Raw genomic sequence first — 26,165 nt, forward strand, 5'->3', positions numbered from 1 at the left:
TTTTGGTGGCTATTCGTTGCTATAACCGCGTTTCGCTGCTGCTGGCACTTTTACTGCTGATGATGGTGGCGCTGCCGTTTGTGAACTATGCGCCGAACCGGCTCCTCTCCGGAGAGGCGCGCTGGCTGTGGCAGAGCTGGCCTTGGCTGGCCGCCGCGCAGGCTGGGAATGGCGCTGGCCGTCCTGCTGCTTTGCGCGCTTCCGGGCCGCTTACCGCTGCTGTTAACCTTCCTGATAGCCGATGCGCTGCTGCCGCTGCTGTGGTACGGCGCCGGGCAGGCGGGCCTGCAGACTGGCGCAAAACGGGTCGCCGCTGGCCCGCACCTCGCCGGGCAGCGGCCTGTGGCTTTCGCTGGCGCTGTGCCTGCTGCTGGCCAGCGATGCGATACGGCGCCTGACGCCGCGGGCGCTGTGGCGCTGGCTGCTCAATGCGCAAATCTGGCTCATTCCCTGCATCCTGCTGGCGACGGGAACGCTTGACTCGCTATCGCTGCTAAAAGAGTACGCCAACCGCCAGGATATCTTTGATGATGCCCTGCGCCAGCACGCGATCCTGCTGTTCGGCACGCTGCTGCCCGCTCTGCTCATCGGCGTGCCGATGGGCGTGTGGATCTGGCGGCAGCCGCGCTGGCAGGGGGCGGTGTTTACCTGCCTTAACGTCATTCAAACTATCCCCTCGGTGGCGCTCTTTGGCCTGCTGATCGCGCCGCTTGCCGGCCTGACGCGCCGCTTTCCCGCGCTGGCAGAAGCCGGCATCTCCGGCACCGGAACGGCGCCCGCGCTGATTGCGCTGGTGCTCTACGCGCTGCTGCCGCTGGTGCGCGGGGTGGTTACCGGCCTGCAGCAGGTGCCGCGCGAAGCGCTGGAAAGCGCGGCGGCGATGGGTATGAGCGCTTTCCAGCGCTTCTGGCAGGTACAGCTGCCGCTGGCGCTGCCGATACTGCTGCGCAGCCTGCGGGTGGTAAGCGTACAAACCGTCGGCATGGCGGTGGTGGCGGCGCTGATCGGCGCCGGGGGATTCGGCGCTCTGGTGTTCCAGGGTCTGCTCAGCAGCGCCCTGGACCTGGTGCTGCTGGGGGTGATCCCGACGATTGCGCTGGCGGTGGTGGTGGATGCGCTTTTTGCGCTGTGGGGCGCGTTGTTAAAAGGAGAGGCCGGTGATCGAATTTGACGGCGTAAGCAAATCTTTTGCCGGGCAGCCGGCGGTGAAAAACCTCAACCTGCACCTGCGCGAAGGGGCCTTCTCGGTGCTGATCGGCACTTCCGGCTCGGGCAAGTCGACGACGCTGAAGATGATCAACCGGCTGGTTGAGCACGACAGCGGCACTATTCGTTTCGCCGGCCAGGATATCCGCGAGCAGCCGCTGCTGGCGCTGCGCCGGCGGATGGGCTACGCCATTCAGTCGATCGGCCTGTTTCCCCACTGGACGGTGGCGCAGAATATCGCCACCGTCCCGCAGGCTGCAGAAGTGGCCGCGGCGAGAGGTGGAGGCGCGGGTTGATGAACTGATGGCGCTGCTGGGGCTGGAGGCCACGCTGCGGGCGCGCTATCCGCATCAGCTGTCCGGCGGCCAGCAGCAGCGGGTGGGCGTGGCGCGGGCGCTGGCGGCCAACCCGGAGGTGCTGCTGATGGACGAGCCCTTCGGCGCGCTCGATCCGGTGACCCGTGAGGCGCTGCAGCAGGAGATGATCCGCATTCACCGGCTGCTGGGGCGCACGATTGTGCTGGTCACCCACGATATTGACGAAGCGCTGCGGCTGGCGGATCACCTGGTGCTGATGGACGGCGGCGAAGTGGTGCAGCAGGGGGAGCCGCTGCGGATGCTGCTGCAGCCGAAGAATGACTTTGTCGAGACCTTTTTTGGCCGCAGCGAGCTCGGCGTGCGCCTGCTGTCGCTGCGCGGCGTCGCCGACTATCTGCGCCGCGATGAACGTCTCGCCGGCGATACCCTCAACGTGACGATGACGCTGCGCGAGGCGCTGTCGCTGTTCGTGGCCCACCGTCGCGAAGTGCTGCCGGTGGTGGATGAGCGAGGTGCGGCGTGCGGGACGCTGCATTTTGCCGACCTGCTGCGCGAGGAGGTACGGCATGAAGGTTCTGCGTGATCCGCTGCTGTGGCTGCTGGCGCTGTTTATCGCCATTTTGCTGGCGCTCCCCTACAGCGGGCCGCTGTTTAGCGCTCTGTTTCCGGAGCTGCCGCGCCCGGTCTATCAGCAGCAGAGCTTTATTTCTCTGACCCTCGCCCACTGCTGGCTGGTGGCGCTCTCCAGCCTCGCGGCAACTGTTATCGGCGCTGGAGCGGGGATTGCGGTAACGCGCCCCGCGGGCCGTGAATTTCGCCCGCTGGTGGAGACCATTGCCGCCATGGGACAGACCTTTCCGCCGGTGGCGGTGCTGGCGATTGCCGTTCCGGTTATGGGGTTTGGCTGGGAGCCGGCGCTGATTGCGCTGGCGCTGTACGGCATACTGCCGGTGCTGCAGGGCACCCTGGCGGGCCTGAGCGCGGTGCCTTCGGGGGCGCTTGAGGTAGCGCAGGGAATGGGAATGACCCGCTGGCAGAGGCTGATTAAAGTCGAGCTGCCGCTGGCGGCGCCGGTGATGCTGGCGGGTATACGCACTTCGACGATCGTCAATATCGGGACGGCGACGATTGCCTCAACGGTCGGGGCCAATACTCTCGGCACGCCGATTGTTATTGGCCTGAGCGGGTTTAATACCGCTTATGTTGTGCAGGGGGCGCTGCTGGTAGCGCTGGCGGCGATCGTGGTCGATCGCGGGTTTGAGCGGCTGAATCAGCGAATCAGCCGACACCGCCGCGAACGATAAAGGAGTAACCGGCAAGCATAACGCCGCTGATCCCGCCGATAGCCATAAATAAGAACAGGGTAATAACCGCAATTTTTGCTGGCTTCATAATAGGCTCCTGATGTTAACCGGGCGATTATACGGTGAAGCACGGGTGTTAACGAAACATTAATTGCTATTTAGCCAGATAACGCGCCCCTGCTGCTGCCAGCCCAGCAGCTGTTCCTGCTCGGCGGGAGCGGGCGTTTCGCCGCACCACACCAGCAGGGTGCTCCCGGAAAACAGCTCCGGGCGAATCTGCGTCAGCGAGTGGGCGACGACGTCGACCCGCCAGCCCTGTTCGCTGGCCACCCAGCCCTCCAGCCACAGCCGGGCGATGTCGCCGGTGTTCCAGCCCACCACCAGCGCGTGGCTGCCGGGGCGCTTCCAGGCGCTGGCCAGGCTTTGCGCGATATGGCTGATGAGGATCCCGTCGAGAATGCCGCGCAGGGCGATAAGCGTCGGCTGGGGGCTCAGCAGGCGATGGCGCAAAGGGACGAACAGGTGGTTGACCAGGGTGTGCGCGGAGTAGCTGTGGCTGCGCTCTTTAATCCACGAACGCAGGCGGTGGTAGCTGCCGTCGTGGAGCAGCGTCAGCACGATCTCCTGCTGTTCGCGCCAGCCGCCTTGCTCCTGCGGGTCGCTGTCGGTGAGCAGCGTTTTGACTTTTCCCACCTGAACGCCGGAGTCAATCCAGCGCTTAATTTCGCGGATGCGGTCAATCTCCTGTTCGCTGAACAGGCGGTGGCCGCCGTCGGTGCGCTGGGGTTTGAGTAGTCCATAGCGCCGCTGCCAGGCGCGAAGCGTTACCGGGTTAATATCGCAAAGCTGCGCCACTTCACCAATCGTATAAAGCGTCATCTCTTCCCCTCCCGCAGAATTCTCCTCCCTATAACTGTAGAAGCTGTTTCGGGAAGGGGAAGTGTTTGCTTATTTTTTGTTCGCGTCAGCGAGGGCGAGGCGCGGAGAAGTGCGATCGCGGCCATGAATGTTCATTTTCTTGTAGCGCTTCAAAGAAAGATTTGCCGGGGCGGTGTATGTTACGCGCTTTCAGGTGATGTGTGGTTTCCGGGTATGTACGAGTTCGATCTGGTGTTGCTGCTGCTTCAGCAGATGTGCGTCTTTTTGGTCATCGCGTGGTTGATGAGCAAGACGCGGCTATTCATCCCCCTGATGCAGGTCACCGTCCGCCTGCCGCACAAGCTGCTGTGCTACGTTACCTTCTCAATTTTCTGCATTATGGGGACCTACTTCGGTCTGCATATCGAAGACTCTATCGCCAATACCCGGGCCATCGGCGCGGTGATGGGCGGCCTGCTGGGCGGGCCGGTGGTCGGCGGCCTCGTGGGCCTCACCGGCGGGCTGCATCGCTACTCCCTTGGCGGCATGACCGCCCTAAGCTGCATGGTTTCGACCATTGTTGAAGGGCTGCTTGGCGGACTGGTGCACAGCGTCCTCGTGAAGCGCGGGCGGCCGGATAAGGTCTTCAGCCCGCTGACCGCCGGGGCGATCACTTTCTTTGCCGAACTGGTGCAGATGATGATCATCCTGCTGATCGCGCGCCCGTTTCAGGACGCCCTGCATCTGGTGCAGAGCATTGCCGCGCCGATGATGGTCACCAACACCGTCGGCGCCGCGCTGTTTATGCGTATCCTGCTCGATAAGCGGGCGATGTTTGAAAAATACACCTCGGCGTTTTCCGCCACCGCGCTGAAGGTTGCGGCCTCGACGGAGGGGATCCTGCGCCAGGGGTTTAACGAAGAGAACAGCATGCGGGTGGCGCAGGTGTTGATCCAGGAGCTGGATATCGGCGCGGTGGCGATTACCGATCGCGAGCGGCTGCTGGCCTTTACCGGCATCGGCGACGATCACCATCTGCCCGGCAAGCCTATCTCCTCGCTCTATACCCAAAAGGCGATCGAAAGCGGCGAAGTGGTCTACGCCGATGGCAACGAGGTGCCCTACCGCTGCTCAATCCATCCGCACTGCAAGCTCGGCTCGACGCTGGTGATCCCGCTGCGCGGCGAGAACCAGCGGGTGATTGGCACCATCAAACTCTACGAGGCCAGGAACCGGCTGTTCAGCTCCATCAACCGTACCCTGGGGGAGGGGATTGCCCAGCTGCTGTCGGCGCAAATTCTTGCCGGGCAGTATGAACGACAGAAGGCGCTGCTCACCCAGTCGGAAATTAAGCTGCTGCATGCCCAGGTGAATCCGCACTTTCTGTTCAACGCCCTCAATACCCTGAAGGCGGTGATCCGCCGCGATAGCGATCAGGCCGGCCAGCTGGTGCAGTATCTGTCGACCTTCTTTCGCAAGAACCTGAAGCGGCCGTCGGAGATTGTCACCCTCGCGGATGAGATTGAGCATGTGAACGCCTATCTGCAGATTGAAAAAGCGCGTTTTCAGGCCAATTTACAGATTCAGATGCTGGTGCCCGACGCGCTGGCGCATCATCAATTACCGGCGTTTACCCTGCAGCCGATCGTGGAAAACGCCATTAAGCACGGCACCTCGCAGCACCTTGGCGTGGGCGAGATTATCATTCGCGCCAGCCAGGACGCGCGCTGGCTGCGGCTGGATATCGAAGATAACGCCGGGCTGTATCAGGCCAATCCGGACGCCAGCGGACTCGGCATGAGCCTGGTGGACCGGCGGCTGCGGGCGCGATTTGGCGCCGAGTGTGGAATTACCGTGACCTGTGAAGCCGAGCGCTTTACCCGCGTTACGCTGCGACTGCCCGTGGAGGAGAGCGCGTGTTAAAAGTATTAATCGTTGATGATGAGCCGCTGGCGCGTGAAAACCTGCGTATCCTGCTGGAAGCGCAGAGCGATATCGAGGTGCTGGGCGAGTGCGGTAACGCCGTTGAGGCGATCGGCGCGGTGCACAGGCTGCGCCCGGACGTGCTGTTCCTCGATATCCAGATGCCGCGCATCAGCGGGCTGGAGATGGTCGGCATGCTCGACCCGGAGCATCGGCCCTATATCGTGTTCCTGACCGCCTTCGACGAATATGCGGTTAAGGCGTTCGAGGAGCACGCGTTTGACTATCTGCTCAAGCCGATTGAGGCCCCCAGGCTGGATAAAACCCTGGCTCGTCTGCGCCAGGAGCGCAGCCTGCAGGATATTTCGCTGCTCGACGACGCTCAGCAGGCGCTGAAGTATATCCCCTGCAGCGGGCATAGTCGGATCTGGCTGCTGCAGATGGAGGACGTGGCGTTTGTCAGCAGCCGGATGAGCGGGATTTACGTCACCGACAGCGAAGGGAAGGAGGGCTTTACCGAGCTGACCCTGCGCACCCTCGAGAGCCGAACGCCGCTGCTGCGCTGCCACCGCCAGTATCTGGTCAATATGGCCCACCTGAAGGAGATTCGTCTCGAGGAGAACGGCCAGGCCGAGCTGCTGATGCGCGCCGGGCATACGGTGCCGGTCAGCCGCCGCTACTTAAAAAGCCTGAAAGAGGCGATTGGTCTGTAAAACGGCAGAATCGTGGTAGACTTAGCGCCAGTTTTTTTCATCATGAAGGCATTATGATCAGCAACGATATCCTACGTAGCCTGCGCTACACCTTAAAAACCAATAATGATGGCCTGGTGCGTATTTTCGCGCTTGGCGATTCCGTCGTCAGCGCAGAGCAGCTGGTACCGTGGCTGAAAAAAGAGGATGAGGAGGGTTTCCAACGCTGCCCGGATATCCTCCTGTCGATCTTCCTCAACGGTCTGATTTACGACAAACGCGGTAAAGATGAGTCCGCGCCGCCGCTGGCGGTTGAGCGCCGGGTGAATAACAATATCGTGCTGAAAAAGCTGCGTATCGCCTTCTCTTTGAAGACCGACGATATTCTCGCCATTCTGACCCGGCAGCAGTTCCGCGTCTCGATGCCGGAAATTACCGCCATGATGCGCGCGCCGGAGCATAAAAACTTCCGCGAGTGCGGCGACCAGTTCCTGCGCTATTTCCTGCGCGGTTTGACCGAGCGCGTGCACGCCGCCAAACCCTGAGTTAGCGCCTCAGACGGCCCGGCTGGCGCAGCGCTTCGCCGGGCTACGGCCTACTTCACTTCCTGAAAACCCTGCTCTTCGAGCAATTTTTCCGACACCGACATCGACACAAACTGCCGCGAGCAGTCGGTGAACATCGATCCCGGCAGCTTGCACAGTTCGCTGATTTTCGCCTCGTTAAAATCGACGCTCAGGTGCTCCTGCGCGTAGCTGTCCTTATAGTCGATGGTTTGCTCCACCCCCTTGATGCTGCGGTAGACGCTGCTCATCGGTTCTATAATCGCCCGCGCCTGCTCTTTATTGCTGGCGCCGATGGTTTTATAGGGGATGGTGTTGTTGGCATCCTGGCGCAGCACCTTATCGCCATCGTAATAGTAGGTAAAACTGAGTTCGACGCCCTCGGCCGCGCGGTTAAAGGTTTTGCTCTGCGCTTTTTGATTATCGCAGCCGGCCAGCGCCGCGGTCAGCAGAGCGGCGACGGCGAGTGCGGCCAGCCTGTGTGTGTATTTCATCCCGGTTCCCTGTGTTGTTATTAATACCGTTCCGTTGTCAGAATAGCGTATTGATTATTGTTCTGATTGGCAGGCTGTGCAACTCAGCAAAAAAAACGCTGCCGGGGCAGCGTTTTAGGCGGAGATTATTTGACCTGTTGGCCGGGCTGAGCGCCGCTGTCCGGGCTGAGCAGGAAGATATCTTTCCCGCCAGGGCCTGCCGCCATCACCATTCCTTCGGAGATACCGAAGCGCATCTTGCGCGGCGCGAGGTTGGCGACCATCACCGTCAGACGACCAATCAGCGCCTGCGGATCGGGGTAGGCGCTGCGGATGCCGGAGAAGACGTTGCGCTTCTCGCCGCCGAGATCCAGGGTCAGGCGCAGCAGCTTGTCGGAACCGTCGACGAATTCGGCGTTTTCGATCAGCGCGATGCGCATATCCACTTTGGCAAAATCATCAAAGCTGATGGTTTCCTGCAGCGGATCGTCCGCCAGCGGACCGGTGACCGGGGCGGAGAGCGCTTTCACTTCTTCCTTCGATGCCTCTACCAGCGCCTCAACCTGCTTCATTTCGATGCGGTTATACAGCGCCTTGAAGGTGTTGACCTTATGCGCCAGCAGCGGCTGCTGGACACCATCCCAGTTCAGTTCGCTGTTGAGGAAGGCTTCGGCGCGGGCGGTCAGCTGCGGCAGGACCGGCTTGAGCCAGGTCATCAGTACGCGGAACAGGTTGATACCCATGGAGCAGATAGCCTGCAGATCGGCATCGCGACCTTCCTGTTTGGCGACGACCCACGGGGCCTGCTCGTCAACGTAGCGGTTAGCCACGTCGGCCAGCGCCATGATTTCACGGATGGCTTTACCGAACTCGCGGCTGTCCCAGGCTTCGCCAATGCTTGCTGCCGCATCGGTGAAGGTTTTGTACAGCGCCGGGTCCGCCAGCTCGGCGGCCAGCACGCCGTCGAAGCGTTTGGCGATAAAGCCGGCGTTGCGCGACGCGAGGTTAACCAGCTTGTTGACGATGTCGGCGTTGACGCGCTGAATGAAGTCTTCGAGGTTGAGGTCGATATCGTCGATGCGCGAAGAGAGCTTGGCGGCGTAGTAGTAGCGCAGGCTGTCGGCATCAAAGTGGTTCAGCCAGGTGCTGGCTTTAATGAAGGTGCCGCGCGATTTAGACATCTTCGCGCCGTTGACCGTCACGTAGCCGTGAACGAACAGGTTGGTCGGCTTGCGGAAGCCGCTGCCTTCCAGCATCGCCGGCCAGAACAGGCTGTGGAAGTAGACGATATCCTTGCCGATAAAGTGATACAGCTCGGCGGCGGAGTCTTTCTTCCAGTAGGCGTCAAAGCTTTCGCTATCGCCGCGTTTGTCGCACAGGTTTTTGAATGAACCCATGTAGCCGATCGGCGCGTCCAGCCAGACGTAGAAGTATTTGCCCGGCGCGTTGGGAATTTCGAAGCCGAAGTACGGCGCATCGCGGGAGATGTCCCACTGCTGCAGACCGGACTCGAACCACTCCTGCATCTTATTCGCCACCTGCTCCTGCAGCGCGCCGCTGCGGGTCCATGCCTGCAGCATTTCGCTAAACGACGGCAGGTCGAAGAAGAAGTGCTCGGATTCACGCATCACCGGCGTCGCGCCGGAAACCACCGATTTCGGCTCGATCAGCTCGGTCGGGCTGTAGGTCGCGCCGCACACTTCGCAGTTATCGCCGTACTGATCCGGTGATTTACATTTCGGGCAGGTTCCCTTCACGAAACGGTCGGGGAGGAACATCCCTTTTTCCGGATCGTAGAGCTGAGAGATGGTGCGGTTTTTGATAAAACCGTTCTCTTTCAGGCGCGTGTAGATAAGCTCCGACAGCTCGCGGTTTTCTTCGCTGTGGGTGGAGTGGTAGTTATCGTAGCTGATGTCGAAACCGGCAAAATCGGCCTGGTGCTCCTGACTCATCTCGCCAATCATCTGCTCCGGAGAGACGCCAAGCTGCTGAGCCTTCAGCATGATCGGCGTGCCGTGGGCGTCGTCGGCGCAGATGAAGTTGACCTCGTGGGCGCGCATTCGCTGGTAACGGACCCAGACATCAGCCTGGATGTGCTCCAGCATGTGGCCGAGGTGGATTGAGCCGTTGGCGTACGGCAGCGCGCACGTTACCAGAATTTTCTTCGCGACTTGAGTCATAGTGAGCATTACATCTTCTGTTGTAAAAAGGGCTTTTGATATTACCAAAAGGGCACTGGGTGCGCCATAAATGGCTATCCATATATGGATAATCCCCAGCTGTGATAAACTCAATCATTACTGAAAGCATCTCATAACAACAAAGGAGTCGGGATGAATTCGCAATCCCAGGCCAAATCCCCCGAACGTCTACGCGCGATGGTCGCCGGAACGCTGGCTAATTTTCAGCACCCCACTTTGAAGCGCAATCTCACCGCGCTGAAGGCGCTGCACCACGTCGCCTGGCTGGACGACACCGTGCATATCGAGATTCAGATGCCGTTCGTTTGGTACAGCGCTTTTGAAATCCTGAAGGAGCAGTGCAGCGCCGAGCTGCTGCGCATTACCGGCGCCCAGGCTATCGACTGGAAGCTGACGCACAGCATCGCCACCCTGAAGCGGGTGAAAAACCAGCCGGGCGTCAACGGCGTGAAGAATATTATTGCCGTAAGCTCCGGCAAAGGCGGGGTCGGGAAATCGTCTACGGCGGTTAACCTCGCGCTGGCGCTGGCGGCGGAAGGGGCTAAGGTCGGCATTCTCGACGCCGATATTTACGGCCCGTCGATTCCTACCATGCTGGGCGCGGAAGATCAGCGTCCCACCTCGCCGGACGGCACCCATATGGCGCCGATTATCAAATTCGGCCTCGCCACCAACTCGATCGGCTATCTGGTGACTGACGACAACGCCATGGTGTGGCGCGGCCCGATGGCCAGCAAGGCGCTGATGCAGATGCTGCAGGAGACGCTGTGGCCGGATCTCGACTACCTGGTGCTGGATATGCCGCCGGGCACCGGCGACATTCAGCTGACGCTGGCGCAGAACATCCCGGTGACCGGCGCGGTTGTGGTCACCACGCCGCAGGACATCGCGCTGATCGATGCCAAAAAGGGCATCGTGATGTTCGAAAAAGTGGAGGTGCCGGTGCTGGGGATCGTGGAGAACATGAGCATGCATATTTGCAGCAACTGTGGTCACCATGAGCCGATCTTTGGCACCGGCGGCGCGGAGAAGCTGGCGGAACAATACCATACCCAGTCTGCTTGGCCAGCTGCCGCTGCACATTCACCTGCGCGAGGATCTCGATAACGGGACCCCGACGGTGATCGCCCGTCCGGAAAGCGAGTTTACCGGTATCTATCGCCAGCTGGCAGGGCGCGTGGCGGCCCAGCTTTACTGGCAAGGGGAGGTTATCCCCAGCGAGATCGCCTTCCGCGCGGTGTAACCGCCGCGGATAAAACAACGCCCGGGACTTCGCTGCGCCATGCGGGAGCAGCAGAAGGACCGGGCGTTTTTCGTGGCGGCTAGCGGCCGCTGCGCGAGCCGCGCAATCAGTGCTGGTAGAAAATCTCGCCGTCGTAAATTTTGACAATTTTACCTTCAGGCTCGGTGACCAGCACGTAGCTGCCGCCCATATAGGTCCAGTGGGTGTTGGCGTCCGGCGCAGGCAGGTGGCGCTGCTGCCACTGCTTAATGGTGTACTCGGGGGTCATATACAGCGCCGGTACGGTATCGCCTACGCGAAACTGCTGGAAGTCGGAGGTGACGCCGTCCAGCTCATATTTCTGCAGATCGGCGGCGGAAACCGACCAAACGGCGCCGGTGCTGGCCAGCAGTACGCCCAGAAGCAGCATTTTTGTTTTACGCATAAATTCCTCATTATTATCCTGGACTCAAAATCGCAGCCTCGTATCATTCCGAAGCATGAGGGCGATGGCAAGTACTGGTTGATTAAAAATGTAAGCAAACGATGGTGCCGGTTACGCGATTCAGCGAACCGCGCCAGTTTTAGGAAAAGTCCGGCGATTGGGAGGTGGGAGTTAATATGTTCAGGCTGGAAGATCTGACGTTATTTGTCCGCGCGGCGGCGCTCGGCAGCTTCAGCGACGCGGCGCGAGAGGTCGGGCAGCAGCCGGCGCAGGTGAGCGCGGCGATTAAGCGTCTGGAGACCACGCTGAATATCCGCCTTTTTGCCCGCTCAACCCGCAGCCTGCGCCTGACGCCCGAAGGGGAGACCTGGCTGCCCTATGCGACGCAGATGCTCGACACCCTGCACGCCGGGCTGCAAAAAATCCAGCTGCCGGATGACCAAATCCGCGGCACCCTGCAAATTGCGGTGCCCTCCGACCTCGGGCGCAATCTGCTGCTGACGGTATTTCGCGCCTTTCGCCAGCGCTACCCGGAGCTCAGGCTGCGCATCCTGTTCTCCGATCATCGCACCGACGTGTTTAAAGATCCGGTCGACGTGGCGTTTCGCTACGGTGATAACGACGACGCCTCGTTTATCTCGCTGCCCGTCGCCCCGGAAAACCGCCGGGTGCTGGTGGCCTCCCCGGCGTGGATCGCCGAACACGGCGAACCGCAGACCCTGGAGGATCTGGCGCAGCGTAACGCTCTGCTGTACGTGCTGCGCGGCAGGCAGTTCGATCGCTGGTCGTTAAGCCTGGCGGGGGAGGTTCAGCACCTGCAGGTTTCCGGCGTTATCGTCAGCGACGATGCGGAAGTGATTCGCCGTCTGGCGATTGCCGGGGAGGGGTTTGCCTACAAATCCTGGCTCGACGTCAGCGACGATATTCGCGCCGGGCGGCTGCAGGTTCTGCTGCCGCAGTATCAGGGCGACCGGGTGCCGCTGAATATGATTTGCCCGCACCGCAAGCAGCCTCTCCGCCGCGGTGCGTTTGCTGTATGAAGAGGTGAAGGCCCGCTGCGAGGCGCTGCACAACCAGCGCCCGGCGCCTTAGTGCCTGACCAGGGTCGCGAAGTAGTAGACCAGCGGAATCGCGAGGATCCACAGTCCTGGCGGGATCTCGCGCCACCTGCCGGCCACGGCCTTAATCACGATATAGAACAGCAGCCCGCCGGCGATGCCGGTACCAAAGCTGTTGGCAATCAGGGTGATCATCACCATCATCAGCACCGGCAGCCCGTCGGTAAAGTTGGCTAAATCGACCTTGCGCAGGCCGCTGAACATGTTCAGACCAATCAGGATTAGCGCTGGCGCGGTGGCCTCTTTGGGGATCATCAGCGCAATCGGGGTAAACAGCAGCATCAGCAGGAACATCACCGCCGCCGCCAGCGCCGTCAGCCCGGTTTTGCCGCCCGCTTCGGCCGCCGCGGAGGACTCAATCAGCGCGGTGGCCGCCGGAATACCGACCCACGGCCCGATGGCGGCGGCAATAGAGTCGACCATAAACGGCCGGTTGATGTGCGCCATATTGCCCTCCTCATCCAGCAGGCCCGCCTCGCCGCCTACCGCCAGAGTTGTTCCCATGGTGGAGAAGAACTCGGAGGCGAAAAAGATAAACAGGAACGGCAGAAAGGCGATATTCAGCGCGCCGAGCATATCGACGTGACCGAGCACCGGCGTCAGCGAGTGCGGCATGGTGATAAAGCTGCCCGGCAGGCGGGTGACGCCGAACGGGATCCCCACCAGAGTGGCCACGAGGATCGCCCACAGAATCGCGCCCGGGACGCGTCGCGCCTGCAGCGCAATGGCGAGAAACAGGCCGCACAGCGCCACCAGCGCGCCGGGGGCCAGGAAATCGCCGAGCATCAGGGCGTTGGTTTTGGCATTCGCCAGCACCAGGCCGGCGTTGCGAAAGCCGAGAACCGCCACGAACAGTCCGATGGAGGCGGTGAGCCCCAGCTTGATCGACTGCGGCACCGAGCGGGTCACCACCTCGCGCAGGCCGAATTTGGTCAACAGAAAGAACAGAATGCCGGACCAGCAGGCGATGCCGAGGCCGATTTGCCAGCCGATACCTTCGCTACCGGCCAGGGTGACGCCCACCAGCACCGACCCGCCGATGCCGGGGCCGACGATAAACGGCAGGTTAGCATAGAACGCCATCAGCAGCGTGCCGGCGACGAAGACCAGAATCGTTCCGGTGGTGACCGCGCCTTTATCCATTCCGCCGACCGCCAGCAGGCCGGGAATAACAACCAGCAGATAGGCGGCGGCGAGAAAGCCGGTGACCCCCGCCAGGCACTCGGCGCGCAGCGTACTGCCGCGCGAGTAGAGGGAAAATCGCCGTTCCAGCCAGCTGCCCCGGGTTGATGCAGGAAGTGTGTTGTCAGCCATTATCAGGCTCCGTGATGATTATTGTTGTCGGTATGCTCCGGGGTTTCCCGGCAGGCTATCAGCGGGTCGACGATCCGGCGGGTGGTGCCGTCGGTCAAACCCAAATCGGTCAAATGCGGTCCGGCGTTACAGGAGAGGCAGGTTCCCTCGATAGCCTTAAACACCCGGTACGGCGGCTCCCAGTCGGCAATCTCGGCGCTCAGATCGCGCAGCTCGCGGAACTGGCGCGCCAGCTCCGCCGCCGGCAGGTCGGAAAGCATCCCGGCAATCGGCATGGCGACGTGGGCCAGAATCTCTCCCCGTTGCGCCAGCGCCATGCCGCCGCCGGAGGCGATCAGCCGGTTGGCGGCCCGCGCCATCTCTTCGGCGTCCCGTCCGAGCACCACGAGGTTGTGCGAGTCGTGGGAGTAGCTGGTGGCAATCGCCCCGCGCAGCTCGCCCCAGCCCTCAAGCAGGGCAATCTGCGGCATCGCCTGATGGCGCCCGTGGCGGTGCTTGACCCAAATCAGGCTGAAGCCGTCGGGCAGCTGGACGCGACCATCGCAGATCTGTACCTCAACTTCCCCCCACTGCGTAAAGCGCGCGCCGCGAATATGCCGCAGACGGGCGACGCCGTGGCGAATACCACCCACCTTGAGGATAAAGTCGTCGGCGCTCAGCGGCGCAAGCTGCAGGGTATCGCGCGGTGGCGTGACGCCGGTGGCCGCAGGAATCGGCTGGCGCAGCTGTCCGTTCCGGGCAATCAGCTTCCCGGCAACGTAGACCTCCCGCGCCTGCAGCTTATCCAGCGTCGGGAACACCACCAGGTCCGCGCGACGACCGGCGGCAATCAGGCCTAAATCATGGCGCTGCAGACGAATCGCCGCGTTCAGCGTGGCGAAGCGCAGGGCGTCGCTGGCCGGCAGGCCGTGGCCGATCAGCAGGTTGAGCAGGGCGATAATGCCGCCTTTTTCCAGCAGCATATCCGGCGGCACATCGTCGGTGCAGACGGTAATTTGCGAGGAGAGATGCGGCAGGATTTTCAGCGCCTTGACGATATCCTCCAGCAGATAGGGGGGCGAGCCGCGAATTTGCAGGGTCAGGCCGGCGCGCAGTTTTTCCAGCGCATCCTCCGCCGAGGTAAGCTCATGATCGGAGGTGACGCCGGCAGCCAGATAGGCCTGCAGATCCGCGCCGTTCAGCCCGCGGGCGTGGCCTTCAATCAGCTTGCCGCTGTTGAGACCCGCCTGGACTATCTCCTGCATCCGCTCGCTGGCGTGCAGCACGCCGTGCATATCCATCACTTCCGCCACGCCGCGCACTTCCGGCCACGCCAGCATGGTGGTCATCTCTTCGCCGGCAAAATCGGCGCCGGACATCTCCAGCCCCGGCGTGGACGGCACGCTGGAGGGGGCGGCGACCATCACCTCCAGCGGCAGGTTGCGGCTGGCGGCAACGGCGTAGCGCACCCCCTCCACGCCGAGCACGTTGGCCAGCTCGTGCGGATCCCAAAATACCGCCGTGGTGCCCTGGGCGAGGACGATTTCCGCGTAGCACTCGGGAGGCAGATGGGAGCTTTCGAGGTGGACGTGGGTATCCATCAGCCTCGGAGAGAGGTATGCGCCCCGCAGGTCGTGGGATTTCGCGGCATCGCTGCGGCTGCCGCGCGGGTGGACGCTGGCAATCATCTCGCCGACGATGCCGACGTCGGCGGCGCGGATTTCCCCGGTGACCATATCAACGATCTCTCCCCCGGTGAGCAGGAGGTCGAAGGGCAATTCGCCCCGGGCGGCCTGTACGGCGCGGCGGCGGTTTTCAGCACTGCTGGACATAACAACTCCGGCACAAGGATAATGGCGCTACTCTAGGCTGTGTCCCTTAATTACATAACCTCTTGTAAAACAATCGGATGCAACCCAGTTTCACCATCGCCAGATAATTCCTCGCCGTTTTGTCGTAACGTGTGGCAATGCGGCGGTATTCTTTCAGGCGACCAAAGCACCTCTCAACAACATTGCGATTGCGGTAGGCTTCACGATCGAGTGGTGAACGACCATCTGTGGCCATTTTTTCATTGGATTTACGCGGGATGACAACTTTTATCCCTCTTCTTTTCAGTTCGTTACGTAACGCATGTCCGGAGTAGGCTTTATCAGCCAGTACTGCATGACCACGGCGCTTGATACTTCCGTTCTGGCGCTGAACACCGATACCGTCCAGAAGACGTTGTGCAAACTGGCTTTCGTGAGCCTGACCGGGACTCAGTACGATGTTTAACGGCAGACCACTTCCGTCTGTCGCCAGATGAATTTTGGTGCCAAAACCACCGCGAGAGCGACCCAGCCCATTATCTCCGGTGATATCGGGTTGTTTTTTTGCGCACCGGCAGCACATTTCAGCGCCCGGATATTGCTGCCATCCAGTGCAGTGGCCGACCAGTCCACGAGGCCATGTGCATCCAGAGCTGAAAGTAACTTGTTGAAAATAATGTTAATCACACCCGATTTTGACCATCGGTTAAAGCGGTTATAAACGGTCTTCCATGGGCCGTACCGTTCAGGTAAATCACGCCATGGTGCACCTGAACACAGCACCCAGAACATGCCGTTGATGATCATACGATGCTCCGCCCACGGACGCCCGGCCTGTGGAGAGGCAGACGCTGCTGGCAGAAAGGGTTGGATGATAGTCCATGCTTCATCGGGAATGTCGTAGCGAGCCATAGTTTAATATGTTGTGGAAACAGACAGTTACTATAGCTCAGGTGATTACGGGACACAGCCTAGGGGCACAGCAAACGTTTGCCCAGATGAATAAATTTATCGCCCGATAAGCTCGGGTTATTCTGCCTGCTCACTCTCAGCGATGGATAACATGACCGAACCGTGGCAGCGGCTGCCCGCGCTTTCTCTCAAGCAGCTACAGTATTTTGTTACCCTGGCGCAGCTGCGTCATTTTACCGATACCGCCAACCGGCTGGCGATCAGCCAACCGGCGCTGAGCAGCGCGCTGCGGCAGGTTGAGGCGGTGCTCGGCGGCAAGCTGGTGAACCGCACCGCCTCTTCGGTCACGCTGACCGAACTGGGCGCGGCGATCCTGCCCCACGCGCAGCGCGTGCTGAGCGTGGCCCAGCTGGCGTTTGATGATATGCGGCAGATTGTCGAAGCCGGCGGCGACGGTACGGTGCGCATTGGGCTGATGCCGTCGGTCAGCTCGCTGCTGTTTCCCCTGCTGCCGCAGACCCTGGCCGGGACCTTTCCGCGCCTGCGGGTCGAGTTTCACGATCGGGCCAACGACGCGCTGGTGCGCGAACTGCTGAGCGGGCAGATTGATTTCGCCGTCGGCGCCATCGACAGACTCGTTGCCCGCGGAGCTGCAGGTTTATCCGCTGCGTGAGGACCCGTTTGTGGCGGTGCTGCACGGCGACGATCCGTTCGCCAGCCAGCCGCATCTGCCGTGGAAGCTGCTGGCCGGTCGCGATATCGCGGTGTTCTCGAAAGGCAATATCCAGCGGCTGGTGGGGGCGCTGGCGGAGAGCCATCGCCTGACGCTGAATACCCGCTATCAGGTGGACTATATCGAAACGCTGTATGGTCTGGTGCGCTCGCGGCTGGCGATAGCTATTCTGCCCGAGCTCTATACCACCCATTTATGCGATCCGCTGCTGAAGATAGCCCAGCTGCAGCAGCCCGCGCTGAGCCGTACCGTGGCGCTAATGCGCGGGCCGCAGCCGCTACCGCCGCTGATCGAGGCGTGTTTTGCGCTGCTGCTCGATGTGCTGCGCAATGAGTCTTCTCCCGGCGCGCCGACGCCTTAAATCGCCTCCCGGCATTTGAGGCATTTATCCGGCCGGGCATTGCGGATGGTCGGCCGGAGCCCCGGCGATCCGTCATGCTCATATTCCCTTATTCATCACCGACATATTCCCCGGCGCCGTTGCCTGCAGCAAAGCAGCGGTAAAACAGTCAAGCGAAGGGATATCGGGAAGCTAGTGAGGAAAATGTCGCAATGTTTCTGAGCCAGAGGATCAGAGGCCTCAAAAGGTCAATTAACATCCATGCGCTTTTTTACATGATTATGTGAAGGTGCTATTTCTATTATTTTATTTTTAATCAATGAGTTGAGTGAGCATCGTTATGCGTAAATATGTGATATGTATCATTCAAATGTGAATTGCTTATTAACATAATAGTTCCCATGAATAAAACCGGCTAGCATGGTGTTCAGACATTTCGATGAGTCAGGTGGCGGTATGACCCCGAATGAAAGGCAGGATTTTATCTACAAATATGTCTACGAAAACAGCACCGCGTCGTTTAAGAGCCTGGCAGAGTTGCTGGATGTATCGCATATGACGATCCGCCGCGATATTCAGTTGCTGGAAAATGAAGGTAAGGTGGTCATTATATCCGGCGGTATAAAACTTAACGATGTGCTACGTCACGAGATGCGTTACAGCGATAAGGCGATGATTCATCATCAGGCGAAAAGGTTAATCGGCAAAATGTGTTCAGAGCTGGTTACCGATGGCATCGTGGTTTACCTGGACGCCGGGACCACGACATATGAAATTGCCAAATATCTGGGTGAAAGATTTAATATTACGATCGTTACTAATGATTTTTCTATTAGCCACTATTTAATGAATAAATCGCAAATTAATTTGTTTCATGCGGGAGGGCAGGTCGATAAGCGTAATATGTCGTCGGTGGGCATCAGTACGGCAAATTTCATTAAGACATTGAACATTGATATGGCGTTTATCAGTTCAAGTTCCTGGCATCTTGAACGCGGAGTCTCAACGCCATATGAAGAAAAGGCAATTGTAAAACAGGCGGTTATTGAATCTTCGACGAAAAATATCCTGGTGTCGGATAGCAGTAAATATGGCAAGTATGGATTCTATGCGATCTGTTCGCTGAGTGCGATGGATATGATCGTTACTGATTCATATCTGCCGGAAAAAGACAGAAACCTCATCAGGGCTCTGGGGGTTGAACTCAATATTGTCAATATTTGATTGTTTGTTTCGCTGAAAATAGCCTGAGTCGTTAATTCAGGCTTCAGGGTTTGTCATGCTTATAACCATTCAATTACAGGAAATATAAAATGCGTAAGTACCCTAAAATAAGATGGTTAATGATTTTTATGTGCTTTTTGGCCATGGCCATTAACTATATCGACCGCGTAAATCTTTCCGTTGCCGCTCCCCATATTAAGGAAGATTTAGGGCTTGATGATGTCAGCATGGGATTAATTATGGGGGCATTTTTTTGGACCTATGCGTTGATGCAGATCCCCGTAGGCAGGATGTTAGATCGCTTTGGCGAGCGTCTGGGCCTGACTATTGCTGTGGCGTGGTGGTCAGTGTTTACCATACTAACCGCATGCGGCCGCGGCTTGGTGTCAATGGTGGGTTTGCGTATGCTGCTGGGGATTGGTGAAGCGGGCGGTCATCCGGGATGCGCGAAAGTTGTCTATTCGTGGTTTCCCAAAAAAGACCGTGCTACCGCCAGCGGCATTTTCAATGCCGGTCCACGCGCCGGCTCGGCGCTGGCATTACCCCTTGTTGCCTGGATTATCAGCAACTGGGATTGGGAAACTTCATTTATCGTAACGGGGTTACTTGGCATTATCTGGGCCGTGGCCTGGTACGTTATCTACCGTACTCCCGAAAAGTTGACCTTCCTCGACGCGCAAGAGCGCCAGAATTTGATTGAGGATCGCGGTCCGGCGAAAAGCAAAAGCAGCGCCAAGAAAGAGTGGTTATTCCTGTTTCGCTACCGCACCATGTGGGGAATGATGCTATCGTTTTTCTGCCTGAATATCGCGCTCAGCTTCTTCCTGACGTGGTTCCCGTCCTATTTGATGGCCAGCCAGGGATTCTCACTCAAGCAGCTCGGGACCCTGGGGATGATCCCGCCGCTGGTCGGCATTCCGGCAAGTATGCTCGGTGGTTTTATTTCCGACTGGCTATATCGGAAAGGGTTTAGCCTGACGTTTGCGCGCAAGTTCTGTTTGGTCCTGGGATTATTACTTTCCTCGGTCATCGGCTTTGCAACATATACGCATAGTATTCCGTTGATCATTACACTGCTCTCGATTTCTTACGCCAGTATCGCGTTTGCTGCGGCGGTGGTGTGGTCATTGCCGGCGGATGTGGCCCCGGGGACCGAATATGTGGCGACGATTGGCGGTATTCAAAACTTTGCCGGAAACCTGGCAGGGATTATTAGCTCGTCGTTTACCGGATTAATGTTGGTTATGACCCATGGCTCCTATGAAGTTCCGCTGATTGCCACCGGTATTATTTGTGTGATTGGCGCGCTTTCTTATATTTTCATCGTTGGGAAAATAGAGCCATTAGATTTAGATAAGAAAAATATGAACTCTTCCTCGCGCCCCGCTCAGCCTGATGTTAATTGATAAACAGGATCTCGAAATAATGAATGATGAGAATGCGGTTCGCGCAGAAATATGTCAGACGGGACTTAGCCTGCATCGTCGGGGGTTTACAGTAGGTAGTTCAGGAAATATTAGCGCCAAACTAGAGGACGGTTGGCTAATCACGCCAACCGATATTTGCCTAGGATCGTTAACGCCTGATGCGATCGCCAAAGTGAACCTTAATGGTGAATGGATAAGCGGGGCAAAACCGTCCAAAACGCTGATTCTGCACCGCGCGATTTATGAAAGTAATCCGGCGGTCACGGGGATCGTTCATACCCATTCGACGCACCTGGTGGCGATGACGCTGGGGGCGGTCTGGCAGCCGGATGCCATACTGCCGCCAATAACGCCATACCAGGTGATGAAAGTAGGGCGTATTCCGCTGATCGGCTATCGCAGGCCCGGGGCGCCGGATGTTGCGGCGCTGGCGGCGGATCTGGCGACAACGGTCAAGGGGATTATGCTGGAGCGTCTGGGTCCGGTGGTGTGGGGGCCTTCGGTCACCAAAGCCGCTGAAATCCTTGAAGAACTGGAAGAAACCGCCAAACTCTGGCTGATGACGAATCCAAAACCGCAAGCATTGAACGCCGCATCGCTCCAGGAGCTGTTTGAAACGTTCGATTGTCGTTGGTGAGGTTCTGTTACCGCGACATAAGAGGGAGGGAGATACAGTGAAGCAGAATGGTACAGAAAAATTAACGGTGTTCAGCACGCTTGCCGTGCGGGCGCCTTTTGATAACGGCGTGATGGCGGAATATGCCAATGCCGGGCGATTTCAGTTTGAGTGGAGCCCGACGACGGTTATCGAGGCCAAAATGAGTGAAGGGCGCCAGGCGGATCTGGTGATTGCCACTGACAGCGCGATTGCGCGGATGGTGGACGCCGGTCTGCTGTGTCAGGAGAGTCTGCTTTCCGCTGGTCACCGCCTGCTTTGGCGTGGCGGTATTGCGCGGGCATGCGAAACCGGATATTTCGACCAAACGGGCGTTTCTTAACGCGTTAACCGCTGCACGCTCCGTTGCTTATTCGCTGGGCGGGGCGAGCGGAATCTATCTGCAGGAAGTCCTGAAGGACAACGGCATCTTTCATGACGTGGAAGCGAAAGCCACGACAATTGCCCAGGGCTTCACCGCAGAGCAATTAGTGAACGGTAATGCGGATCTGGCTATTCAGCAGATGAGTGAACTGATGGTGGTTGAGGGGGTGGATATTGTCGGCCCCTTCCCTGATGAGGTGCAGCAGCTCACTCCGTTTAGCGTCGCCATAGTAAACGGCTGCGAAAATCGGCGAATAGCCGGGGAGTTTATCGACTATCTCCTTAGCAGCCGATGCCGGGAAACGTATCTGCAAAATGGTCTGCAGTACCGCTAAAAAATGCGGCGACCTGTGAAGGGTAAAACACCAGGGTGATGCTTATGTCAGAAATAATTGTCTTACTGCATGCAACGTCAGTTGCGATGCAGCCCGTTCATCAGAGTTTTAAAACCTTATGGCCTGAGGCTGAGCTGGTTAATCTTCTTGATGATGGCTTGTCAGTAGATCGCGCTCGCGAAGGCGATCTTTCTCCGGCGATGATTGAACGTTTTGTCCGCCTGGGCCGTTATGGCTACGATATGCGGCCTGCCGGTATTCTGGTGACCTGTTCTGCTTTCGGCCCGGCGATCGACCAGCTCTCCGCCGAACTTGATATTCCAGTGCTTAAACCTAATGAAGCGATGTTCCGGGCGGCGATCGCCCAGGGCAACCGCATCGGCATGCTGGCGACTTTTGCGCCGGCGGTGGCGACGATGAGCGATGAATTTGCTGAGTTTTCGGCCGCTAACGGAAGTGGCGCGACTCTGAAGACGGTGCTTGTCGATGATGCAATCGCGCTGCTGCGCCAGGGCGATACGCAAGCGCATAATCGGCTGGTGGCGGCGCGCGCCCATGAGCTGAGCGATTGCGATGTGATTATGCTGGCGCATTTTTCTACCTCTCGCGCCGCCAGCGCCGTCAAGGCGTCTGTTTCTATCCCGGTCTTTAGCGCGCCGGATGCCGCCGTCGAACGGATGAGAACTCTGGTGACGGCAAGGGAGAGAGCGACATGCTGATTGGCGTTATTGCGGATGATTTTACCGGCGCCAGCGATATTGGCGTGACGCTGGCGAAAGGTATCGCCGGCGAAGGCGGGTTGCGTACTACGCTCTATCTGGGAACGCCAGACACAGCGGCGGCAGAAGAGGTGGAAGCGGGGGTTATCGCGTTGAAAAGCCGCTCGATTTCTGCCCATGAGGCCGTGAAGGCATCGCTGGCCGCCTGCCGCTGGCTACTGGCCCAGGGCTGTCAGCAGATTGTTTTTAAATACTGCTCGACGTTTGACTCTACTGCCGAAGGTAATATCGGCCCGGTGGCGCAGGCGCTGGCCGAGCTGCTTGAGGCGGGTGCCGTTCCGGTCTGCCCGTCGTTCCCGTCGATGGGCCGGACGATGTACCAGGGGCACCTGTTTGTCCGCGATCGTTTACTCAACGAGTCAGGTATGGAGCACCATCCTCTGACGCCGATGACCGATGCCGATATCCGGCGGGTGCTGCAAGCGCAGACGACCTGCGCAATAGGTCATATCGCGTGGCAGACGGTGTCCAGCGGAAGCGTGGCGCTGCGTGAAGCGCTGAATCTGTGCGCTTCGCGTCATGAAAAGCTGGTCGTTATTGATGCCTTGAGCGACGAGGATCTTATTACGATTGGTAAGGCCTGCGCCGGGCAGCGTCTGCTGACCGGTGGTTCCGGTATCGCCATTGGCCTGGCGCATCATTTTATTGTCAAGGGCGAAGCGAAAGGGAGTACCGCAAGCGTGCCGCATATCGACGGGCCGGAGGCCATTCTGGTGGGCAGCTGCTCGACGACCACGCTCGGACAAATCGCCGAACATGCAAAACGACATCCGGTCATGATGGTGGCCGTAGATGACGCGATGGCCGGAAGCGTAAGCTCGCACGACCTGGTGAGATTTGTGATGGATAACCGGGGTAAATCGCCGCTCGTTTTCACTTCCGGTGATAAGGCGGAGGTTGCCCGGGCTCAGGCGGCATACGGGCGAGAAGAGGTCTCGGCAACGCTCGAAACGCTGTTTGGCGAAACGGCTCGCGAACTGGTCAGCTGCGGTATTCGCCGCCTGGTTGTCGGCGGCGGCGAGACATCCGGAGCGGTGGTTAGCGCCCTGAATCTGGACTCGTTAATGATTGGTCGCGAAATCGATACCGGCGTCCCGGTGCTGGTCGCGCCCGGTGAACGCCCGATCGCGCTGGCGTTGAAATCCGGAAACTTTGGCAGCGCGGATTTTTTTGCCAGGGCTATTAATACGCTGCGTGGCTGAGGAGGGCGGGATGAGTAGCAATTTACGCTTTAGCGCAAATTTGAAATGGCTGTTCACCGAGTTACCGTTTACAGAACGTTTTCATGCCGCGGCAAAATCCGGGTTTACGGCGGTCGAATATGCCTCGCCTTACGAATTTCCGGCCGCGCGACTGAAAGCGTTGCTGGATGAGCATGGCCTTAAACAGATCCTCTTTAATACGCCGGCCGGCGAGCCCGGCACGGTAAAAGCCTCCGGGCAGGCTTGCCATCCGGATAGCATCGCTGCATTTCGCAATGATTTTGACCGGGCGCTGGATTATGCGGCAGGGCTCGAATGCGCCATGATCCATCTGCAGGCGGGGATCCGCCAGGCTGGAGTGGCGCAGGAGCGAGCCCGCGACACGTTTGTTGAAAACCTGCGCTGGGCGGCGGAACAGGCGTTGCGGCGTCATCTCGACATTGTGCTGGAGTCTATCAATCCGCATGATATTGCCGGTTTTTTTCTGCAACGGCAGTCCCAGGCGCTGGACGTGATACAGCAGGCGGGGGTGTCCAATGTCGGGCTGCTATTTGATATCTATCACTGCCAGCGCGGTGAGGGGGACGTTACGACGAAGATGCGTGAATTTATGCCGTGGATTAAGCATGTTCAGGTGGCGGAGTCGCCTTCCCGCAATGAGCCTGGCGAGGGGGAACTCAACTGGCCTTTCCTGTTTAATGAACTTCGTACCTTACAGTACGCCGGCTGGATTGGCTGTGAGTATCGCCCTAAAGCGGGTACCGAAGCGGGATTGAGTCTGGTTATCCCGGTTTAGCTAAAACCGCTGCATCGCGATGAGACAGAAACGTCTGGCGGGCGGGGTCAGTCCAGCGGTGAGCCTTTTCGTCTAAGAAGGGGAGATTTAGCCGGCTCACACCCGCTGTCACTCGCCCGCCGGGGGCGCTTTTACCGTTTACAAGACTTCCCGCTGGCATTACTATCCTGAGCAGGGATTAATGAAGAGCATTAATCGCAATCTTTTGATTTTAGAGTAAATGACTCGGGGTGCCCTTCTTTGTGAAGGCTGAGAAAAACCCGTACCACCTGATCTGGATAATGCCAGCGTAGGGAAGTCAGAGACCACAAGGTCGTTGCTTCTTCATCGCCTGGCTGGAGCAAACGATGCAAGCTGAGCCACTGAACCCCGCGCATATTGCGCATCTGCGACACCTTTTTCGCCGCCACTCCCCCCTAATTCACTGCATGACCAACGACGTGGTGCAGACGTTCACCGCCAACGTCCTGCTGGCGATTGGCGCTTCCCCCGCGATGGTGATTGACCCGCAGGAGGCCAGCCAGTTTGCCGCCGTTGCCGATGCGCTGCTGATTAACGTCGGCACCTTAACCGTCGACCGCGCCGACGCCATGCGGGCGGCTGTCCGTAGCGCGCAGCAGGCCGGCAAGCCGTGGGCGCTGGACCCGGTTGCGGTCGGCGCGCTCACCCTGCGCAGCGAATTCTGTCGCGACCTGTTAACCCTGCAGCCGGCGGCCATTCGCGGCAATGCCTCGGAGATTATGGCCCTCGCGGGAATGAGCGGCGGCGGGCGCGGGGTCGATACCACCGATACCGCGGCGGCGGCGCTGCCGGCCGCTCAGGCGCTGGCGCGTCAGCTGAACACGGTGGTGGCGGTGACCGGCGAGGTGGATTACGTCACCGACGGCCAGCGCACGCGCGCCGTCAGCGGCGGGGATCGCCTGATGACCCGCGTTGTTGGCACCGGCTGCGCCCTCTCTGCGGTCGTTGCCGCCAGTACGGCGCTGCCCGGCGACCGGCTGGAAAACGTTGCGGCGGCCTGCGGCCTGATGAAGCTGGCGGGCGGGCTGGCGGCCCGTCAGGGCGGCCCGGGTAGCTTTACCCCGGCGTTCCTCGATGCGCTGTACGAGGAGGAGCAGCAATGAAGCGAATTAACGCCTTAACGATTGCCGGCACCGACCCCAGCGGCGGCGCGGGGATTCAGGCCGATCTGAAAACCTTCTCCGCCCTCGGCGCCTACGGCTGCTCGGTGATCACCGCGCTGGTGGCGCAGAATACCCGCGGCGTACAGTCGGTGTACCGCATCGAGCCTGATTTTGTTGCCGCCCAGCTGGACTCGGTGTTTAGCGACGTGCGCATCGATACCACCAAAATTGGCATGCTGGCGGAAACGGATATTGTCGAAGCCGTGGCCGAGCGGCTGGCGCGCTACCGGATCGCCAACGTGGTGCTGGATACGGTGATGCTGGCGAAAAGCGGCGACCCGCTGCTCTCTCCCGATGCGATCGCGACGCTGCGTACCCGGCTGCTGCCGCAGGTTTCGCTGATAACGCCCAACCTGCCGGAGGCCGCGGCGCTGCTGGATGCGCCCCACGCGCAGAATGAAAAAGAGATGCTTGAGCAGGGCCGGGCGCTGCTGGCGCTGGGCTGCGGTGCGGTGCTGCTGAAGGGCGGTCATCTGGACGATGCCGAAAGTCCGGACTGGCTCTTTAGCGCCAAAGGCGAGCAGCGCTTCACCGCTCCGCGAATCAGGACCAAAAATACCCACGGCACCGGCTGTACGCTCTCCGCCGCGCTGGCCGCGCTGCGTCCGCGCTACGCCGACTGGGGACAAACGGTCGCCGAGGCTAAAGGCTGGCTCTCCGCGGCGCTGGCGCAGGCGGATTCGCTGGAAGTGGGGCAGGGGATTGGCCCGGTGCACCATTTCCACGCCTGGTGGTAAGCCTGATATACTGACGCCAGATTTCAGTCAG

22 protein-coding genes, 5 pseudogenes and 1 riboswitch are annotated in these 26,165 nt (G+C 59.4%); of the genes and pseudogenes, 19 read left to right on the forward strand and 8 right to left on the reverse strand.

Annotated elements, in window-relative coordinates:
* The first annotated feature begins 5 nt into the window (after positions 1–5).
* The 3 genes and pseudogenes from ABOC21_RS07665 to ABOC21_RS07675 all read left to right on the forward strand — a co-directional run bounded on the left by ABOC21_RS07665 (position 6) and on the right by ABOC21_RS07675 (position 2,827).
* A pseudogene (locus ABOC21_RS07665) lies at positions 6–1,171 on the forward strand (ABC transporter permease).
* Positions 1,158–2,106, forward strand: a pseudogene (locus ABOC21_RS07670) (ABC transporter ATP-binding protein). Before ABOC21_RS07665 ends, ABOC21_RS07670 begins: the two co-directional pseudogenes overlap by 14 nt.
* Positions 2,090–2,827: an ABC transporter permease gene (locus ABOC21_RS07675; RefSeq protein ID WP_426814131.1), complete on the forward strand. Its 738-nt coding sequence runs from the start codon at positions 2,090–2,092 to the stop codon at positions 2,825–2,827. Before ABOC21_RS07670 ends, ABOC21_RS07675 begins: the two are co-directional and overlap by 17 nt.
* Here the strand turns inward: ABOC21_RS07675 and ABOC21_RS07680 are convergent.
* Both ABOC21_RS07680 and ABOC21_RS07685 read right to left on the reverse strand, forming a co-directional pair.
* Positions 2,802–2,915 (reverse strand): protein YohO, encoded by a 114-nt coding sequence (locus ABOC21_RS07680; RefSeq protein WP_071844955.1) that lies wholly within the window; start codon positions 2,913–2,915, stop codon positions 2,802–2,804. The genes ABOC21_RS07675 and ABOC21_RS07680 overlap by 26 nt on opposite strands.
* A 59-nt stretch (positions 2,916–2,974) precedes the next feature.
* On the reverse strand, positions 2,975–3,706 hold the full coding sequence (locus ABOC21_RS07685; RefSeq protein WP_426814132.1) for a MerR family transcriptional regulator: 732 nt from the start codon (positions 3,704–3,706) through the stop codon (positions 2,975–2,977).
* A gap of 213 nt (positions 3,707–3,919) precedes the next feature.
* On the opposite strand from ABOC21_RS07685, the gene ABOC21_RS07690 reads away from it, so the two are divergent.
* From ABOC21_RS07690 to ABOC21_RS07700, 3 genes are read left to right on the forward strand one after another with little or no spacing between them, the layout of a single operon-like run.
* Positions 3,920–5,608 carry a LytS/YhcK type 5TM receptor domain-containing protein gene (locus ABOC21_RS07690; RefSeq protein WP_426814133.1) on the forward strand — a complete coding sequence of 563 codons (1,689 nt, stop codon included), beginning with the start codon at positions 3,920–3,922 and terminating at the stop codon, positions 5,606–5,608.
* Positions 5,602–6,321: a two-component system response regulator BtsR gene (gene btsR / locus ABOC21_RS07695; protein ID WP_426814134.1), complete on the forward strand. Its 720-nt coding sequence runs from the start codon at positions 5,602–5,604 to the stop codon at positions 6,319–6,321. The genes ABOC21_RS07690 and btsR overlap by 7 nt, the downstream gene beginning before the upstream one ends.
* 53 nt (positions 6,322–6,374) lie before the next feature.
* Positions 6,375–6,845: a DUF1456 family protein gene (locus tag ABOC21_RS07700; RefSeq protein ID WP_426814135.1), complete on the forward strand. Its 471-nt coding sequence runs from the start codon at positions 6,375–6,377 to the stop codon at positions 6,843–6,845.
* A gap of 50 nt (positions 6,846–6,895) precedes the next feature.
* On the opposite strand, the gene ABOC21_RS07705 is transcribed toward ABOC21_RS07700, so the two are convergent.
* Entirely contained in the window at positions 6,896–7,357 is a 462-nt protein-coding gene (locus ABOC21_RS07705; protein WP_426814136.1) for a YehR family lipoprotein, read from the reverse strand.
* Positions 7,358–7,482: 125 nt separating this feature from the next.
* Positions 7,483–9,516 (reverse strand): methionine--tRNA ligase, encoded by a 2,034-nt coding sequence (gene metG, locus ABOC21_RS07710; RefSeq protein WP_426815598.1) that lies wholly within the window; start codon positions 9,514–9,516, stop codon positions 7,483–7,485.
* Between the two features lie 153 nt (positions 9,517–9,669).
* On the opposite strand from metG, the pseudogene apbC reads away from it, so the two are divergent.
* Positions 9,670–10,780: pseudogene (apbC, locus tag ABOC21_RS07715) on the forward strand (iron-sulfur cluster carrier protein ApbC).
* Between the two features lie 106 nt (positions 10,781–10,886).
* On the opposite strand, the gene ABOC21_RS07720 reads toward apbC, so the two are convergent.
* On the reverse strand, positions 10,887–11,204 hold the full coding sequence (locus ABOC21_RS07720; RefSeq protein ID WP_426814137.1) for an RcnB family protein: 318 nt from the start codon (positions 11,202–11,204) through the stop codon (positions 10,887–10,889).
* 176 nt (positions 11,205–11,380) lie between these two features.
* Between ABOC21_RS07720 and ABOC21_RS07725 the strand changes: the two are divergent.
* Positions 11,381–12,296 (forward strand): annotated as a pseudogene (locus ABOC21_RS07725) (LysR family transcriptional regulator).
* Here the strand turns inward: ABOC21_RS07725 and ABOC21_RS07730 are convergent.
* The 3 genes from ABOC21_RS07730 to ABOC21_RS07740 all read right to left on the reverse strand — a co-directional run bounded on the left by ABOC21_RS07730 (position 12,293) and on the right by ABOC21_RS07740 (position 16,338).
* Complete coding sequence (locus ABOC21_RS07730) at positions 12,293–13,636, reverse strand: NCS2 family permease (protein WP_426814138.1); 1,344 nt, start codon at positions 13,634–13,636, stop codon at positions 12,293–12,295. The pseudogene ABOC21_RS07725 and the gene ABOC21_RS07730 sit on opposite strands and share 4 nt — an antisense overlap.
* 2 nt (positions 13,637–13,638) lie before the next feature.
* Positions 13,639–15,447, reverse strand: a complete 1,809-nt coding sequence (locus tag ABOC21_RS07735) for an adenine deaminase (protein WP_426814139.1) — start codon at positions 15,445–15,447, stop codon at positions 13,639–13,641.
* Positions 15,448–15,493: 46 nt separating this feature from the next.
* A protein-coding gene (locus tag ABOC21_RS07740) for an IS5 family transposase (protein ID WP_426812222.1) occupies positions 15,494–16,338 on the reverse strand; the annotation gives its coding sequence in 2 pieces (ribosomal slippage) (positions 15,494–15,993 and positions 15,993–16,338; 846 coding nt in all).
* Between the two features lie 151 nt (positions 16,339–16,489).
* On the opposite strand from ABOC21_RS07740, the pseudogene ABOC21_RS07745 reads away from it, so the two are divergent.
* From ABOC21_RS07745 to thiD, 11 genes and pseudogenes are all read left to right on the forward strand, one after another.
* Positions 16,490–17,432 (forward strand): annotated as a pseudogene (locus ABOC21_RS07745) (LysR family transcriptional regulator).
* A gap of 435 nt (positions 17,433–17,867) precedes the next feature.
* On the forward strand, positions 17,868–18,635 hold the full coding sequence (locus tag ABOC21_RS07750; RefSeq protein WP_426814140.1) for a DeoR/GlpR family DNA-binding transcription regulator: 768 nt from the start codon (positions 17,868–17,870) through the stop codon (positions 18,633–18,635).
* 89 nt (positions 18,636–18,724) lie between these two features.
* Positions 18,725–20,041, forward strand: a complete 1,317-nt coding sequence (locus ABOC21_RS07755; RefSeq protein ID WP_426814141.1) for an MFS transporter — start codon at positions 18,725–18,727, stop codon at positions 20,039–20,041.
* A gap of 19 nt (positions 20,042–20,060) precedes the next feature.
* Complete coding sequence (locus ABOC21_RS07760; RefSeq protein ID WP_426814142.1) at positions 20,061–20,699, forward strand: 3-oxo-tetronate 4-phosphate decarboxylase; 639 nt, start codon at positions 20,061–20,063, stop codon at positions 20,697–20,699.
* Positions 20,700–20,736: 37 nt separating this feature from the next.
* Positions 20,737–21,060 (forward strand): hypothetical protein, encoded by a 324-nt coding sequence (locus ABOC21_RS07765; protein WP_426814143.1) that lies wholly within the window; start codon positions 20,737–20,739, stop codon positions 21,058–21,060.
* Complete coding sequence (locus ABOC21_RS07770) at positions 21,002–21,436, forward strand: molybdate ABC transporter substrate-binding protein (protein ID WP_426814144.1); 435 nt, start codon at positions 21,002–21,004, stop codon at positions 21,434–21,436. The genes ABOC21_RS07765 and ABOC21_RS07770 overlap by 59 nt, the downstream gene beginning before the upstream one ends.
* A 44-nt stretch (positions 21,437–21,480) precedes the next feature.
* On the forward strand, positions 21,481–22,155 hold the full coding sequence (locus tag ABOC21_RS07775; RefSeq protein ID WP_426814145.1) for an aspartate/glutamate racemase family protein: 675 nt from the start codon (positions 21,481–21,483) through the stop codon (positions 22,153–22,155).
* Positions 22,149–23,417, forward strand: coding sequence for a 3-oxo-tetronate kinase (otnK, locus tag ABOC21_RS07780; protein WP_426814146.1), 1,269 nt, complete (start codon positions 22,149–22,151; stop codon positions 23,415–23,417). Before ABOC21_RS07775 ends, otnK begins: the two co-directional genes overlap by 7 nt.
* A gap of 10 nt (positions 23,418–23,427) precedes the next feature.
* A complete protein-coding gene (locus tag ABOC21_RS07785) occupies positions 23,428–24,213 on the forward strand; it encodes a hydroxypyruvate isomerase family protein (protein ID WP_426814147.1) in 786 nt (261 codons plus the stop codon).
* Positions 24,214–24,429: 216 nt separating this feature from the next.
* Positions 24,430–24,526: riboswitch (TPP riboswitch) on the forward strand.
* 34 nt (positions 24,527–24,560) lie between these two features.
* On the forward strand, positions 24,561–25,337 hold the full coding sequence (gene thiM, locus ABOC21_RS07790; RefSeq protein WP_426814148.1) for a hydroxyethylthiazole kinase: 777 nt from the start codon (positions 24,561–24,563) through the stop codon (positions 25,335–25,337).
* The gene (gene thiD, locus ABOC21_RS07795) at positions 25,334–26,134 is read left to right on the forward strand and encodes a bifunctional hydroxymethylpyrimidine kinase/phosphomethylpyrimidine kinase (protein ID WP_426814149.1); all 801 of its coding nucleotides are present in this window, start codon (positions 25,334–25,336) and stop codon (positions 26,132–26,134) included. Before thiM ends, thiD begins: the two co-directional genes overlap by 4 nt.
* The last annotated feature ends 31 nt before the right edge of the window (positions 26,135–26,165 follow it).

This window comes from Klebsiella sp. WOUb02 (genome assembly GCF_050058015.1).
In the GTDB taxonomy this organism is placed as follows: domain Bacteria; phylum Pseudomonadota; class Gammaproteobacteria; order Enterobacterales; family Enterobacteriaceae; genus Klebsiella.

Bases quoted from the DNA above. Each gene is read 5' to 3' on its own strand.
- thiM (WP_426814148.1), top strand. From the start codon at position 24,561: ATGCAAGCTGAGCCACTGAACCCCGCGCATATTGCGCATCTGCGACAC.
- thiD (WP_426814149.1), top strand. From the start codon at position 25,334: ATGAAGCGAATTAACGCCTTAACGATTGCCGGCACCGACCCCAGCGGC.
- ABOC21_RS07705 (WP_426814136.1), bottom strand. From the start codon at position 7,357: ATGAAATACACACACAGGCTGGCCGCACTCGCCGTCGCCGCTCTGCTG.
- ABOC21_RS07760 (WP_426814142.1), top strand. From the start codon at position 20,061: ATGAATGATGAGAATGCGGTTCGCGCAGAAATATGTCAGACGGGACTT.
- ABOC21_RS07755 (WP_426814141.1), top strand. From the start codon at position 18,725: ATGCGTAAGTACCCTAAAATAAGATGGTTAATGATTTTTATGTGCTTT.
- ABOC21_RS07785 (WP_426814147.1), top strand. From the start codon at position 23,428: ATGAGTAGCAATTTACGCTTTAGCGCAAATTTGAAATGGCTGTTCACC.
- metG (WP_426815598.1), bottom strand. From the start codon at position 9,516: ATGACTCAAGTCGCGAAGAAAATTCTGGTAACGTGCGCGCTGCCGTAC.
- otnK (WP_426814146.1), top strand. From the start codon at position 22,149: ATGCTGATTGGCGTTATTGCGGATGATTTTACCGGCGCCAGCGATATT.
- ABOC21_RS07775 (WP_426814145.1), top strand. From the start codon at position 21,481: ATGTCAGAAATAATTGTCTTACTGCATGCAACGTCAGTTGCGATGCAG.
- ABOC21_RS07730 (WP_426814138.1), bottom strand. From the start codon at position 13,636: ATGGCTGACAACACACTTCCTGCATCAACCCGGGGCAGCTGGCTGGAA.
- ABOC21_RS07690 (WP_426814133.1), top strand. From the start codon at position 3,920: ATGTACGAGTTCGATCTGGTGTTGCTGCTGCTTCAGCAGATGTGCGTC.
- ABOC21_RS07700 (WP_426814135.1), top strand. From the start codon at position 6,375: ATGATCAGCAACGATATCCTACGTAGCCTGCGCTACACCTTAAAAACC.
- ABOC21_RS07735 (WP_426814139.1), bottom strand. From the start codon at position 15,447: ATGTCCAGCAGTGCTGAAAACCGCCGCCGCGCCGTACAGGCCGCCCGG.
- ABOC21_RS07750 (WP_426814140.1), top strand. From the start codon at position 17,868: ATGACCCCGAATGAAAGGCAGGATTTTATCTACAAATATGTCTACGAA.
- ABOC21_RS07675 (WP_426814131.1), top strand. From the start codon at position 2,090: ATGAAGGTTCTGCGTGATCCGCTGCTGTGGCTGCTGGCGCTGTTTATC.
- ABOC21_RS07720 (WP_426814137.1), bottom strand. From the start codon at position 11,204: ATGCGTAAAACAAAAATGCTGCTTCTGGGCGTACTGCTGGCCAGCACC.
- ABOC21_RS07685 (WP_426814132.1), bottom strand. From the start codon at position 3,706: ATGACGCTTTATACGATTGGTGAAGTGGCGCAGCTTTGCGATATTAAC.
- ABOC21_RS07680 (WP_071844955.1), bottom strand. From the start codon at position 2,915: ATGAAGCCAGCAAAAATTGCGGTTATTACCCTGTTCTTATTTATGGCT.